The sequence below is a fragment of the Granulicella arctica genome, from assembly GCF_025685605.1.
GTDB classification, from domain to species: domain Bacteria; phylum Acidobacteriota; class Terriglobia; order Terriglobales; family Acidobacteriaceae; genus Edaphobacter; species Edaphobacter arcticus.
In genome coordinates, this window is the sequence record NZ_JAGTUT010000001.1 from 2,927,380 (window position 1) to 2,941,525 (window position 14,146).

General features: G+C 57.1%; 10 protein-coding genes. 4 read left to right on the plus strand and 6 right to left on the minus strand.

What is annotated here, in order from left to right:
* The first annotated feature begins 156 nt into the window (after positions 1-156).
* Positions 157-948 carry a peptidoglycan editing factor PgeF gene (gene pgeF / locus OHL20_RS12480; RefSeq protein WP_263383504.1) on the plus strand — a complete coding sequence of 264 codons (792 nt, stop codon included), beginning with the start codon at positions 157-159 and terminating at the stop codon, positions 946-948.
* Positions 949-950: 2 nt separating this feature from the next.
* Here the strand turns inward: pgeF and OHL20_RS12485 are convergent, their stop codons facing one another.
* The 5 genes from OHL20_RS12485 to sppA all read right to left on the minus strand — a co-directional run bounded on the left by OHL20_RS12485 (position 951) and on the right by sppA (position 8,424).
* The gene (locus tag OHL20_RS12485; protein WP_263383505.1) at positions 951-2,585 is read right to left on the minus strand and encodes an amidase; all 1,635 of its coding nucleotides are present in this window, start codon (positions 2,583-2,585) and stop codon (positions 951-953) included.
* A 58-nt stretch (positions 2,586-2,643) separates the two neighbouring features.
* Positions 2,644-2,985 carry an HU family DNA-binding protein gene (locus OHL20_RS12490; RefSeq protein WP_263383506.1) on the minus strand — a complete coding sequence of 114 codons (342 nt, stop codon included), beginning with the start codon at positions 2,983-2,985 and terminating at the stop codon, positions 2,644-2,646.
* 162 nt (positions 2,986-3,147) lie between these two features.
* Positions 3,148-5,103, minus strand: coding sequence for an NHL repeat-containing protein (locus OHL20_RS12495; protein ID WP_263383507.1), 1,956 nt, complete (start codon positions 5,101-5,103; stop codon positions 3,148-3,150).
* A 156-nt stretch (positions 5,104-5,259) separates the two neighbouring features.
* A complete protein-coding gene (locus OHL20_RS12500; RefSeq protein WP_263383508.1) occupies positions 5,260-7,278 on the minus strand; it encodes an NHL repeat-containing protein in 2,019 nt (672 codons plus the stop codon).
* A 165-nt stretch (positions 7,279-7,443) separates the two neighbouring features.
* A complete protein-coding gene (gene sppA, locus OHL20_RS12505; protein ID WP_263383509.1) occupies positions 7,444-8,424 on the minus strand; it encodes a signal peptide peptidase SppA in 981 nt (326 codons plus the stop codon).
* 185 nt (positions 8,425-8,609) lie between these two features.
* On the opposite strand from sppA, the gene OHL20_RS12510 reads away from it, so the two are divergent.
* Complete coding sequence (locus tag OHL20_RS12510) at positions 8,610-9,452, plus strand: dolichyl-phosphate beta-glucosyltransferase (protein WP_263383510.1); 843 nt, start codon at positions 8,610-8,612, stop codon at positions 9,450-9,452.
* 269 nt (positions 9,453-9,721) lie between these two features.
* The gene (locus OHL20_RS12515; RefSeq protein ID WP_263383511.1) at positions 9,722-10,600 is read left to right on the plus strand and encodes a proline dehydrogenase family protein; all 879 of its coding nucleotides are present in this window, start codon (positions 9,722-9,724) and stop codon (positions 10,598-10,600) included.
* A 243-nt stretch (positions 10,601-10,843) separates the two neighbouring features.
* Here OHL20_RS12515 and OHL20_RS12520 read toward each other — a convergent pair whose 3' ends face one another.
* On the minus strand, positions 10,844-12,091 hold the full coding sequence (locus OHL20_RS12520; protein ID WP_263383512.1) for a peroxiredoxin family protein: 1,248 nt from the start codon (positions 12,089-12,091) through the stop codon (positions 10,844-10,846).
* A gap of 428 nt (positions 12,092-12,519) precedes the next feature.
* Here OHL20_RS12520 and OHL20_RS12525 point away from each other — a divergent pair, with 428 nt between their 5' ends.
* Positions 12,520-14,121, plus strand: a complete 1,602-nt coding sequence (locus tag OHL20_RS12525) for a B12-binding domain-containing radical SAM protein (RefSeq protein WP_263383513.1) — start codon at positions 12,520-12,522, stop codon at positions 14,119-14,121.
* Positions 14,122-14,146: the final 25 nt, after the last annotated feature.

Genomic DNA, 14,146 nt, shown 5'->3' on the forward strand with positions numbered 1-14,146 from the left:
GTTTACTGCAACATTGGCTAGGACGACTTGAGTAGCGAAACGTCACACCCGACGTCCTGGATCGGGATGCTGGAGTAATTTCTGCTCCACCCGAGTAGATGCGAGTTGATGGCGAAACGAACCTAACTTAGTAGGTATCAGAAGGTTGGAGAGTCAGTGGATCTTGTGCAGGTCGAAGGCTGGAAGAGGTTTCCGTGGCTCCGGCACGGTTTCAGTACACGTCTGGGTGGCGTCTCCACGATTTACGGAGAGGGTTCGCTGAACCTTGGCTGGACGAATGAGGATGATCCTCTTGCCGTTGCGGAGAATCGACGGCGGCTGGTGCACGCTGTGGCGGCGGAGGATTCGGCAAGCCCCCTCATTACCCTGCGCCAGACACATTCAGCAGTCAGTCATGTCGTTCGAACTCATTCCGAACCATTCGTAACAGAGCAGGGCCGCGCCTTGCTGGATGGTGATGGTTTGATAACGAAGCTGCCAGGGGTCCTGCTTGGCATCCAAACGGCCGATTGCGTGCCGGTTATGGTCGTTGATGTAGAGAAGCGTGTCGTGGCCGTCTTCCACGCCGGTTGGAGGGGAACGGTTCGGAACATCGTCGGCGAAGGCGTGCTCCGCATGATCAGCGAATTCGGTTCCGACCCGGGAGGGCTGGTCGCTGCAGTTGGACCATCGATCGGCGCCTGCTGTTATAAGGTCGGCGAAGAGGTACAACGCTCATTCCGGACCCACTTTTCAGGGTCAGAGCGACTCTTCAACGATGGCTATTTAGACCTTTGGGAGGCTAATCGCCTTCAACTGATGCGTTCCGGCCTTGCCTCCAGCAATGTCACTGTAATTGCGGAATGCACAGGGTGCGCACAGACCAAGACCGGAGCCCGAAAGTACTTTTCGCACCGCATCGACAAGGGAATTACGGGAAGGATGATGAGTATTGTAGGAGTTGTCTAGCCCTAGGGCGTTGTAAGCCTTGGCTGCCTCCTGTTGTGTGTTGCCTGCTCATAAGCGTAGCCGTAGCCGAGCAGATCCCCATCGTGCCATCGAGTGGTTGAGAGTTCCATGCCGAAGGGAATTCCATTCGCATAGAAACCTCCGGGCAAAACGAGCGCGGGGACACCGATTTTGTTTGCCCAGCCAGTGGCACTATGGGGGCCACGGCTTTGTGGTTCACCCGGCTTTGGTGTTTCGTCGTTTGGCGGCATCTGCAGTGCAGGATAGACGAAGCCATCAAGGTGAAAGCGAGCGAGCGTGGCGTCGTACTCGGCGAGGGCCTTCTGTTGGGGGCCGAACAATGTGGTGTCTCTGTCAGGATCAGATTCCAAGGTTCGCTGAGGCGTCGCGTTGGTTCCCAGGCCAAGGAGCATGGGTGGAAACTTCGCTCCCGCTACCGCTTCATACTGCTCCGGCGTTTTGTAGCTTGAAGGTCCAAAGTCGTGCAGGTACGCCATGGTTCCCTCGGCACGATAGGGCCGCGTGTTGATTGCGCGGATCAGCTGTGAGAACTCGGGTGTGAGGATGTGTCCATCGAGCACTATAGTCGCGCCAGCAGAGCGCATCTGGTCCAGCGCTTTGAGGAATGCCTCCCGGGTTTCAGGTGCGAGTTGGACGGCTCCGCGATCGGGTGCTGCACCAGCCGCAGGTACAGGATTGAGGATGAATGCCGGAACCCCAAACCGCTTACCCTTGAGGGCTCCTCGCTTCAAATAGCTGGTATATGGAAGCTTCTGCGCGTTGGCTGCCCTGTCAGCTGTCCGGAAATCCAGGGGATCCCGCCGCAGGTCACCTGCCATCACGTCCAGTGCGATGGCTGCATCCGTGACGTCGCGGGCCAGGGGACTGGTATTGTCGAGCAGCCAGTCCAGAGGAGCGATTCCTGCGATGCTGACCAGGCCGCGTGTTGGCAACAGGCCAACCAGGGAGTCGGCAGACGAAGGAATGCGGATCGAATTGGCCGTATCGGTACCCTGACCGAAGACGGCGAGGTTAGAAGCTAAGGCCGTCGCCGTTCCGCCGGAAGAGCCACCAGGTGAGAATCGCACATCATAGGCATTGCCGGTGCGCCCTCCCGCAGAGCTGAAGTTTGTATCGCTTGCGGCAAAGTCTGGCATATTCGTGTGGCCTAAGAGGATCGCCCCCGCTGCGCGCAGGTTTTTCACAATCGATGCATCAGTCGAGGGAATGAATTCTTTGCCGGCGATGTTAAAGCCCGACCATCCGTCGCTGGTGATCACTCCGGTGATACAGGTGTTGTCCTTGATGAGGATTGGTACGCCCCAGAGCGGACCATGCCGTCCCTTTTCCGCCTCCTCATGCGCTGCGGCGGCAAGCGCACCTATCGCATCAACGTGGATTACGGGTCGATAGACAGGGTTATAGCGCGCGATGCGGTCGAGGTACCACTGGGTCACCTGCGTAACGGTGTACTTATGATGGGCGTACAGGGCATGCAGGCGAGGAACATCGATCTCGAGCAGATCCCGATCCATCTGGCTGCTGGCGTCTGATCGCGACGAGGCGTGCTGGCTGTACAAGGCCGGTGAGACTAACAGGCTCATAGCCAAGGCGCAGGTAAAGCGTTTGCGGTGCACGGGGAACTCCTGAAGGTCCAGATAACCAGCGTGGACTCAGGATACCTTGAGGCGGAGCTTACATGGCAGGCGGATGGTGTGGATCGATGTGCTGCATATCCTTGAGAGACTTGGCTTTTACGCCACCCGGATTAACGGCGTCGCGCAGTTCCTTCGATGGCTTGAAGAAGGGAACTCGCTTGGCTGGTACGTCGACTTTATCGCCGGTCTTTGGGTTGCGCCCAGTCCGTGCCTTACGCTGGCGGGTGCGAAAGCTGCCGAAACCACGAATCTCGATCTTGTCGCCAGACTTCAGGGCGCCAATTACGGAGTCGAAGAGTGTCTCGACGATGATTTCGCCGTCCCTGCGTGTGAGGTCGCCGAGGGAGGTGACTTTATCGACGAGGTCTGCTTTGGTCATGGATCGTACTCCCTTGGATTCGCAGGACGTTCTCTAACCGCCCGTAAGTCTCTGAGGAGATTGTAAAGGGTGCAAGGCTGCGTAACGCAACTCGCTTGAAATGATGTCCCAGGAAAACAGGGGAAAGTCGTCAATTGAGTGCCTTGTGGCACTACATCGGCTTTACGGGTGCTGACCCAGGACGCCGTCACGAACAGCCACCGATAGCGGCGTCGCCACGGGCGTAGCTGCACCTACCAGTTCGGTTACCGGTGCGCCAGTGAAGATTGTCCAGGTATTCCCCGAGCTGTCTATGGCGATGCCCTCCGCCAGATAGTTTGGCCCGTTGTATCCCAACGGTACGGAGAGCATCGATCCAGTAGAGCTGAACTCGGACAGGCCACTCACGGAAGTGCTTCCCGGAGAGTTGAATACCCGGTAGTTAACAGGAGCCCAGATGTTGTTGGTCCCGTCGAGCACCATACTGAACGCTCCGAAATCTGGACAGGATATGGTGGGCGACTGCTGTCCAGCGAAACAGGTCCAGAAGGTCAGATTCGAATCCCCGTCCGGGGCGATCCTGGTCACACGGCCTGAAGAGCTCAGGACAAGAGCATTGCCGCTGGAATCGATCGTGATAGTGCCGGGAGGTCCGCCGTTACCTCCACTAAGAAACCCTGTAGTTCCCGACAAAACAGCTCCTTTGCTGCTTAGTTTTGTGACATTAAGATCATTATTGTTGGAGATCCAGGCTTCGCCGGCGCTGTCGATAGCAATCCAGCCGGGACTGTTCATGCCTCCGGCGGTGTAGCCCTTTTTACCTGAAAGGATTGTGCCATCTTTGCTCAGCTTGATCACGCTAGGCGGCACGATGTCCCCACCATTCAAGGTCACCCATACATCACCTTTTCCATCGATCGCGAGCTCGCCAGGGCCGTTGATGTTGGTGCCGTTGAAGCCTTCTGTACCGGAAAGTACGGTCCCATCGCTTGCTAATTTGACGATATTTCCATTCATGCCACCGCCGGCAAGGACCCAGGCAGCTCCGTCGAGGCCAATCGCAATCGAGCGCGGAAAGAGCAACCCGCCGCCAGTGAAGCCGCTTGTTCCTGAGAGAATAGCGCCGTTATTCTTCAATTTGAGTACGCTGGAAGTACTTGGGGACAGGCCGCTATCCGTGATCCAGATATCGCCCCTTCCATCAATTGCGATGCCAGCCGGATTGATAAGGGCGCTTGCGGTATAGGTGATGGGCATGGTCCAGTCGTTAGGAACCGCGGAGAGTGTAGGCGCATAGGCTGTACTTGAGGAAGATAGCGTGTACAAGGCCGCTATGTTTGAGCCGGGACTGTGCGCAATGTTGAGCATCGCCTGTACCGTATCCGTCGGGGCGATGCCACCGGGTGATTTTGCATTTGACGAGAGCCCCGAGCAAGCGGCACTGCTGAATCCTGCCGACTGGATACATGCGGCCAGCAGATTGCCTAAAGAGCCTATCTTCGCCTGGGGCACCGTACCGTTGCCCGCGGGAGTCATGGTGCGGACCACACCAGTATGGATGCCGACAAGACTATGAACCGTGGTAAACGCATTGGTAATGCCGATCAAGGCGCGCTCCGTGCCATTGTTTGTACCCACGGTTGCGTTGGCGCTGACGCTGCCAAGTGAGGACATGAAGCCGGACAACGCGTAGGTAGAAGCTACCGTAGTCGCCTCATTGATTACGATAGATGACGAAGCAGCGAGAGCTTTGCAGGAGCCAACCGCGGTCATCAGAGCAATAGAAGGATCATTGCCACCGCCAGCATCTCCCCCGGTAGCCACAAAATAGACGAGCGAATCTGGACTACAGGCGGGCACCGTGGAGAAGACATAGTTTCCGCTTTTGTTTGTAATCCCGGGATTTGACAGGAGTTCGGTCGAAGTTCCCGTATACGTGGTCAGGTCCGCCTCGTAGAGCTGAATGCTGGCTCCAACGACGGCGTGTTGGCCACTTCGCACCTTGATCTTCAAACCACTGACGGCTTGAAGGTCAGTGGTGCTGTCGCCATCGAAAGTGAGATGTGTTGCTGAACATGGAAGAACGCAGGACATGAGGGCGATCGAGATGCTGGTCCCGATGAAAGATACGTAAGACATGAGAGTTCTCCAGGTAGGACGTGAAGCAAGTAGCGGAAAAGCTCACTTTAGACGGCGATAAGCCGTAACGATAGCCTAACTACGTTACAAAGGTACAGACTTCTTTCGTTGATTACTCCGAAGAAGCGTCTCCTGTCCTGTTGGTCATTTAGGCCTTCACGGACGTTGTCCGACGGTGTCATCTCTAACGCCGACTGATAGAGGCGTCACCGGCGTTGCCGCACCGACGTATTCGGCGAGCGTTGGTGTGGCGCCATCTGAGATCCAAACGTTGCCGGAGATATCGACAGCTATGGCAGTTGCGGTGGAGAAACCAGCTTCAAACCCACCGATCTTTGGATTGAGAGAAAAGAACGGTGGTCCCGGGTCGGGGGAGTTCGGAGAGAAGGCAGTTCCTGCACTGGTGAATGCGGAAACGTTGGTGACACCGTTGTTCGCAATCCATTGGGTGCCTGCGCCGTCGACGATGATGGCATTCGGGAAGTCCAATCCTCCTGGAGAGTACGCAGCACCTGGAAATAGCGTCGTCCCGGTTGGCGTTAGATTGCTGAAGATGTCGAAGCTTTTGCCTGCAATCGAATAGAACTCACTACCGACCTGAAAGAGGTCTCCTGCGTGATCGAAGGCGGTACCTGTATAGGTAAGTGACGCTCCGTTGGAGAACCCGAAAGAAACGCTGCGCGTCAAATTGCCTGTTCCGTCGAAGAACGTGGCTGCTAGTTCGCTGATGAATACGCTGACAGTTCCTGAACCATTGATCGCGATCTGTCCGGAGGGTCGGAAGGAGTTGTAGGTAAGCGGGAACTTTCCTGATGCAAGCGTCCCATCGGGAGCGTATTTCACAATTCCTACTCCGCCTGGAGCGGTCGGATTCAGTGCATAAATGTCTCCCTGACCATCGCTCGCCATCGGATAGGGCGTCGAGTCGAACATGGTGCTGGAGATGAGCCCTGTTGAACCCTGTGGAATGCTCGTGATCGGTGACCCGCCGTTTCCGATCTTCACGAGGCTGTAGGTTACAGTCGCTGGCGCGGCTCCATAGGCCGGTTTGCAGGCTCCCGAGCAGTTCTGCACCCATACATTATTGGAAGGGTCGATCGCAATCGCAAGGGGTGAGGTGATGCCGGTCGAACCGCCACTATACGTATTCTCAACCTTGCCGCGAACGTTGAATTCAGTGAGGAGGCCTGCGTTTGTGTTGCTGCTGGCGGTCGTCCAAATGTGACCGTCGCTATCCGCAGCTATCGTCTGATAGTTGCCAGCGCCGGTTCCTTTGTAGAGGATGCTCAGTGTGAGGTCGTTCGGAACTGCCGTGGGGACGGGAGCAAACGGTCCAGCGGACGACAGGGCGTAGAGGGCGGCGACGTGTGCACCCGGATTATGAGCGATGTTGAGGGCAGCCTGCAGCGTGTCTGTTGGAGCAACTCCGGACAGGGATGGAGCGTTCGTTGTAAGACCGGTGCAGGCTGTGCTGCTTAGGCCAACTGACTCGATACAGGCGGCAAGCACGTTAGCCAACGAGTTGATCTTGGCTTGCGGAACGGTTCCGTTGCCTGCAGCAGTGACGGCAAGGCTTGCTCCGGTATGGATGTCGACGAGATTACGGACGAGATGGAAGGCGTTGGTGATACCGGTGAGAGCCAGTTTTGTGCCATTGTTCGTTCCAACTGTGGCATTGGCGCTGACGCTGGTGATGGAGTTCATGAAGCCGGAGAGGGCGTAGGCGGAAGCTACTGTGGTCGCTTCGTTGAGGACGATGGACGATGTTGCGAGATCGTCGCACGAGCCGACTGCGGTCATTAGAGCGGTGGCGGAACTATCGCCGCCTCCAGCATTCCCACCGGTTGCGACGAGATAGAAGAGTGATTTGGGATTGCAGATGAGGACAGTGGAGGCGACGTAGTTTCCGTCTTTGCCGGTGACTACCGGACTTGGGAGGCGCGCTGCGGATGTTCCCGTGTAGCTGGTCAGGTCTGCCTCATAGAGCTGAATGCTGGCGCCGACGACAGGTTTCTGCCCGCTTCGCACCTTGATCTTCAGATTATTGACGACGACCGGCACATCTGCGGAACTGCCGCTATCCAGCACAAGGCAACCGGTCAGGCAGGGAAGAGCGGTGACGAGAAGGGCAAGCGAGAGGCTGGTTTTGAGGAGAGAGACGTAAGGCAGTGACATGGGAGTTCTCCAAGTCGACGAGCGTCAGAGGGCGATTGGAAAACCGGCCGAGCATCGACGACGAATCGTGACTGGAGAACAGTACCAGAATTGCTAGATCGTTATCACGATCTTTCGTAACGTTCCACCAAAAAAGTCTTCTGGCGCACGTCGCTTCTTTCGTCCCTATTTCCAGAGGAAGTAGAAGCCTGGAGCGCGCTGGAGCAGTTTGCCGGGGTTCGGGAAGAGATCGTCACCGCCTGAGAGCAGCGTTGAGAGCAGGCTGGTCTCCTTCTTGGCAGACCGGACCAGCGAAGGCTCGCCCGCGATGCCAAGATCCTTTGCTGTATCCATGATGGCGATGCGAAGACCACCTTCCTTGTCGATCAGACCGAGGGGAATCGCTTGTTGCCCTGTCCAGACCTGTCCGGTTGCGAGCGGATGAATCTTGTCTTCGGTCGTGTGGCGACCGAAGGCGACGTCGTGGATGAACTGGCCATACATATTGTCGACCAGCGACTGGAAGTAAGCCTGCTCCTTCGGAGTGAGATCGCGCGACGGATCGCCTGCTGTCTTCAGTTCTCCGGCGCTGACTGTGACGTTCTTGAGTTTGGCCCAGCGAAGGAGGTCTCCGTAATTAGTCCATTCCATGACGACGCCGATGGAGCCGACGACTGAGGCCTGATTCGCGTAGATCCTGTCGCAGGCAGAAGCGATGTAGTATGCGCCGGAAGCGCCAACGGAATCGATGGAGGCGACGATCTTCTTGTGCTTCTCCTGCCGAAGTCGGAGGACCTCGTGATAGATCTCCTGCGAGGGCGAAGCTGCTCCTCCGGGCGAGTCGATGTGCAGGATGATGGCTTTGATGGAGTCATCGTCGGCGTAGGTGCGGAGTTGCGTGTCGATCTTGTCGGCGGAGAGAATCACGCCCGTGATGTCGATGATTGCAATCTGGTTCATGCTGAAGATGCTTCCGCCATCCGCAGTGCGCGTTGCGGCCCAGATGATTCCCGTCACGATGAGGATGACGAGCGCGAACGAGCCTCCGATAGAGGCGATATAAAACCAGGCTGATCTGCGCGGAGGAACGCCGAGCGGGGGAGCAGCATAGTAACGCGGATACGCTGGTGGTGGAGGAGGAGCTTGTGGTGCGACATCTTCCGGCATGGGCCGAGTTTATCAGGAGAGGAACTGCAGTTGAGCATGGTGCATGACGTCACCGAAACGGAACGGGAATCCTGATCGTGCAGGAGTTTGCATATAGATTTGCAACTCCGTTCCTAGCTGGTCGTCTAACTGTTAACATAGGGTAGGTCAGGGAATATCTACCGTGTTGAAAGTCTGAGACATTGATGGCGCATCCATATCTGAGCATCGTAATCCCGGCATATAACGAGAGTGCTCGCATCGAGTCGACGCTTGAGCGCGTGATGGAGTGTGTCGAGAGTGCGGATTGGGATGCGGAAGTTCTGGTCGTCGATGACGGTTCGACGGACGATACTCCGGCGATCATTCGGCGATGGATGGAGCGATATCCTCGGCTTCACCTGATCCATAATCCGGGCAATCGTGGCAAGGGTTATTCGGTCCGCAATGGGCTTTTGCAGGCTGCGGGCGAGATTGTGATGTTCACGGATGCTGATCTTTCTGCGCCGATGGAAGAGGCATCGCGGCTTCTCGATGCGCTTGATGCAGGCGCAGATGTTGCAATTGGCTCGCGCTGGATGGACCGAACGAGGCAGACGATCCATCAGCCGCTGTATCGCCAGTTCTTTGGCCGCTGCTTTAATTGGATTACACGCACTGTGATGGGACTGCCGTTCAAAGATACGCAATGCGGGTTTAAGGCGTTCAAGCGGCCTGCGGCTCAGGTGATTTTTCGCTTGCAGCGGATCGAGCGATGGGGATTTGACCCGGAAATTCTATTTATTGCGCGCAAGCTGAAGTACAGGATTGTCGAGGTTCCGGTGACCTGGGGACACGATGAGCGCAGCCGCATGAGCTATCTGAAAGATGGCATGAAGATGCTTGAGGAGATGGCGACGATCCGCGGGAACTCGATTGCGGGACGGTATGACGAGGATATCGCCGCGATGAAGGACACCAGCGGGATGGTGACTCCTCCTGTGGAGCATACGGTGAAGACGCCCGGTATCAAGCCGGCGCGGCAGGTACCCCCCACCCCCCTACCTTAAGTACGAAAGTATTCATAACGTTGAACTTAGGCATGTACCAGGTACGGAATAGTTAATAACTTTCTGGTACCGAAGTGTGCATTCAGGTGGGCTTCGGCGTCGTGAGTTTGTCAAACAGGGCACTTTCTTTTGTGAGCTGTCGAGTCAAAGTTTGTGGTGGTTTGGCGAGTGGGCGCTTGAGTCTCTACTCTATATAGATAGTAAGTGGTTTGATCAGGGGTTCCGATTTGTTGCGTTCAGCGTTTATTGCACTCTCTCGAAATAAGTCGATGCGGTCGTTCTCAGAGCGGTCTACGGTGGGGCGAAAGCTTTCCGGAAGGTTTGTAGCCGGGATGACGGTTGAGGACGCTTTGAGCGCCTGTGAGGCGGTGAATCGCGAGGGGATTGCGGTCTCGCTCGACTCGCTTGGAGAGAGCGTGGCGGTGGAGTCGCAGGCGCGGGCCTCGGCTGAGATCTACCATCGGCTGCTTGATGCGATTCAGGCTAAAGGTTTCAATGCCAATGTGAGCGCCAAGCTAACGCAGATGGGTATGGACTTTGATCCGGCTTTGGCAGAGCGAATCATGGGCGAGATTATGGCTCACGCAGCCGCCGCAAACAGCTTTGTGCGGGTGGATATGGAGGGCAGCGAGCTGACGGAACCAACGTTGGCCATGGTCGAGCGGCTTCATGCGCAGGCCGATATGCAGGGCCGGGTTGGGGCGGTCTTGCAATCGTATCTTTACCGGACTGAGGCAGACACGGAGCGATGTTTAGGACAGGGAATTCGCATCCGGCTGTGCAAGGGTGCGTATAAGGAAGGTCCGACGGTGGCGTTTCCGGAGAAAACTGACGTCGATGCGAACTATTTGAAGCTCGCAAAGCGAATGGTGGCTTCACCGGTGTTTTGTGGGATGGCTACGCACGATGAGGCGATCATTACGGAGATCTGCCGATTTGTTGGAGAGCAGGGGATCGCGAAGAGTGCGTTTGAGTTCCAGATGCTGTATGGGGTGAGGCGGGATCTGCAGAGGCGGCTTGCGGCGGAAGGTTTTGGGGTGAGGGTCTATATACCGTTTGGGACGGAGTGGTATCCGTACTTTATGCGGCGTCTGGCGGAGCGGCCGGCGAATGTGCTGTTTCTGGCGAAGAACTTCTTTCGGAACTAGATGGAGTTGGGGGAACGAAGGCTTAACTCCGATCAGTGCGGATGACACCGATTCAGGTCAACCACTGTCCCTTCGGGAAGGACAGAACGAAAAGCATGGCCGGTGGGGGGACTCTTACCTTCCACCTCCCAAGATGCGGGAGATGGGGCACCCGGTGCTCTGATGTGGAAAAAAGAAAGGCAGCAGCGATCAATTGCAATCGCTGCTGCCCTAATAGTAGTTGCAGAGGCGTGATGGTTTCGGTTAGCGGCTGGCGTTCTGGGTGGGGACGGCGTCGGAGAGTAGTTGCTCGACGAGGGCGGTTACGTTCTTCTGAAGCTCTTCGTGGGCCGGTGGATTGGCTGGACCGGCGAAGCCTGCGTGGACCTCTTTGACACGGCCATCGCGGCCGAGGAAGAAGGAGGTTGGCCAGCAGTTGAGACCCTTTGCCTGGGTAATCTTCTCGTTGAGCTGCTCTGGCTCACCGGCGACGAGGACGGTGTAGGTGAGACCGTAGCGCTGGATGAAGGCGTGAAGACGGGTGGGATCTTTGAGTTGGTCAGCTTCCTCGAAGGAGAGGTTGACGATTTCGAGACCGCGGGAGTGGTAGCGCTTGTAAAGGCTCTCGAGGAAGGGCGCTTCGTCGTGGCAATTGGGGCACCACGATCCGCCGATGGCGATGATGACGACCTTACCTTCGAACTGGGGATCGGTGTTCGAGACGAGTTTGCCATTGATGTCGGGAAAGCTGAAGCGGAAGGGAGCGGCTGGATCCTTGACGGTGGTCTGCTGGGTGGGATCGGTGGGCTCGGCGAGATTTTCCTTACGGGCTTCTGCGGGACGGTGGGCGACGAGATTGGTCTGGTCAGGATTGAGTAAGTTGCTGACGAGAAGTGTGCCATCCGGCTGCGATGCGAGGGTGTAGAGGGCTGGACCGGCGGCTGTGAAATGGGAGAATTGCCAGGTCTTCGCGTTGGGGTCTGCGGTGCCGAAGAGCGAGCCGGTATCACCGTCGATGCGCTGGATGACGGCGTGGGTCGGCTGACCTGAGGGCTGGTTGACACGGAGCTGCCAGGCTGACTCGCCCTTGGCGCTCTTGACGGCGATCTCCCAATCTCCGTTGATGGCGGCCTCATCGTCGTCAGAGGGCTTTGAGTCAGGGGCTGGTTTGAGGGTCAAGGGGAAGCGGGGTGAGCCTGGGGCGGCGAGGCCGAAGGTGCCGGTAAGTTGGCCGTTTTCCAAGGTGGCGTCGAGGGTGCGTGCGAAGTAGTTAAACGTGAGAACGAGGTGGTTGCCGGTGAGAGCGACTGTCGTTGCCGGACTGCTCTCAGGGCCGTTGCGCAAGGCAGCGTTCAGTTTGGCGGGTTTGCCGTCGATCTGGAGAGTGAGCGGGACCTGCTGACCTTTGACGGTCGCGGTACCTTTCCATGTTCCGTCAATTGACGTGGACTGGGCATAGATTGAAGCAGATGTGGCGAGGGAGAGCAGCAGAATGCTGGCGAGACTCTTCATGGAGTGACTCATCTTTCTAAATTGTGGGTAAGGGTGCGGCTTGGGGGAGCGCCGGGTCTAGCTGATGCGACGCGCTTCTGCGTTGGCCAATAGTGAGAGGCAGCAACAACAGAATTTGTGGACCGTCAACATGACTCAAGGGTAGGCTTTTCCGGAGGCTGGGTCAAGCGCTGGTGAAAGCAAAATTACGCCAGTTCGTTGGCCAACCTGTTGATATAGCTAAAGCGCTCTGGCTTGCCCGTCTGTCGGGTAAATAACATATGGAGGCGTCGGCACCAATGCTTTCTGAAAACTGTATGATTGCCAGTAATGTCCGGCGGGAACGTTCCTGGCCGGCGATCGATCCAGGACGCAGCCTGGTGCACGATTTCCTTCTGTAAAGATGCCCTGTGAACCACCTGTACTCGTACGAGGAAGGGTAGCGTTCGTTGAGCGTTCATCTTGTCAATCCAAGCGACAATTCTTTTGGAACTGCGGTCATCACGCCACGATGGCTGTTTGTACTGGCAGCAGCAACACCTCGCGAAGTCGGCGATCCGATCCTGATCGATGAGTCGATCGAGCAGATCGTACCGGAGAGCATTGCTCCCGGAGATATTGTTGGAATTAGTGTGCATACCGGTAATGCTCTGCGGGGCTACCATGTAGGCAGAATGGCGCGCGAGCGTGGGGCATGGGTGGTGTACGGCGGTATCCATGCGACCCTGTTTCCTGAAGAGGCCTTCGAGCGCGGTGAGGCTCATGCGGTTGTAAAGGGCGACGGCGATATTGCGTGGGGCAATGTTGTGCGGGATTGCCTTGCGGGAAATCCGGGCAAGATCTATGACGGCGGACGGATCGAAGGCAGCCAATTTCTGGCAGCGCGCTGGGACCTGATGCCGCCGGAGAAGTATATGTGGGCGTCGGTGCAGACGATTCGCGGATGCCCGAAGCATTGCTCCTTTTGCAGCGTCTGGCGGACGGATGGACAGCAGCCTCGTCAGCGGCAATACCAGAGCGTGATTGACGAGATTGTCGACCTGCGACGTATCGGTTTCCGGTTCATCGCGCTTGCAGATGACAACTTCTACCCGGTAACGCTGACGGACCTGCGGCTGGCGCGGGAGCAGGGCAATACGGCTAAGGTCGAAGAGCTGATGGCGATTCGGACGGAGCGCTTTCAGCTGATGGCAGAGCTTGCCAAGCTGCCGAAGGATATGGTGTTCTTCACGCAGATCACAATGGAGGCCGGTGAGGATGGCGAGTATCTCGACGCCATGCGGAAGGCCAACATTAAGGGCGCGCTGGTCGGTGTCGAGGCGGTGACACCTGAGGGGTTGAAGGCGGTGTTCAAGGACTTCAACTACTCCGGCGAGGCGCTGGCGAACCAGTTGCAGACGTTCAAAAAGCATGGAGTTCACGTGCTCGGCTCGTTCATCTTCGGACTGCCGACAGACAAGCCGGCTACGTTTGACGCCACTGTCGAGATGGCGCTGAAGGCGGGAGTGACCTTTGCGCAGTTCGTCATGATGACGCCATTCCCTGGCACGGTGGACTTTGCGCGCTGGGAGAAGGAGCAGGCGAAGGCCCCGGAGATGGTCGGCGATGTGCCGATTACGCGGTACTGGCTGATCCCGACGGAGACGCGGCCGAAGATGTTTACGCCGCATCCTTCGATGAGTTCGGATGAGATCCGGGATCGGACGCAGAAGGTCTGGGACCGGTTCTATGACTGGGGCGCGGTGTGGAAGCGGTCGGATTGCGTGCCGAATCTAAAGGCGCGGATCGCGTTCATCTTCCTCTCGAAGCTCTACCGGCAGATGTATGCGGGTACGGGCATTTCGACGGATAGCGCACGACGGAAGAAATCGAAGACGACGGCTCGATGGATGGCGGCGCAGTGCAAGAAGCTGTTCCAGGCGAAGCCGATGCCGGAGCTGCGGTCGCCGACCTGGGACGTGTCGTTCACACCGAGCGCAATGCGACCGGCGTTCATGAGAAATAATTTGCAGGAACAGACGAGTCCGTTTGTTGTGATTCCAAAGCGATAGGAGGTCGATCGCCAGTCAGAGTGCT

Excerpts from the sequence above, each read along its gene's own strand:
- OHL20_RS12490 (WP_263383506.1), bottom strand. The coding sequence starts at position 2,985 with ATGACCAAAGCAGACCTCGTCGATAAAGTCACCTCCCTCGGCGACCTC.
- OHL20_RS12495 (WP_263383507.1), bottom strand. The coding sequence starts at position 5,103 with ATGTCTTACGTATCTTTCATCGGGACCAGCATCTCGATCGCCCTCATG.
- OHL20_RS12500 (WP_263383508.1), bottom strand. The coding sequence starts at position 7,278 with ATGTCACTGCCTTACGTCTCTCTCCTCAAAACCAGCCTCTCGCTTGCC.
- sppA (WP_263383509.1), bottom strand. The coding sequence starts at position 8,424 with ATGCCGGAAGATGTCGCACCACAAGCTCCTCCTCCACCACCAGCGTAT.
- OHL20_RS12510 (WP_263383510.1), top strand. The coding sequence starts at position 8,610 with ATGGCGCATCCATATCTGAGCATCGTAATCCCGGCATATAACGAGAGT.
- OHL20_RS12515 (WP_263383511.1), top strand. The coding sequence starts at position 9,722 with ATGCGGTCGTTCTCAGAGCGGTCTACGGTGGGGCGAAAGCTTTCCGGA.
- OHL20_RS12520 (WP_263383512.1), bottom strand. The coding sequence starts at position 12,091 with ATGAAGAGTCTCGCCAGCATTCTGCTGCTCTCCCTCGCCACATCTGCT.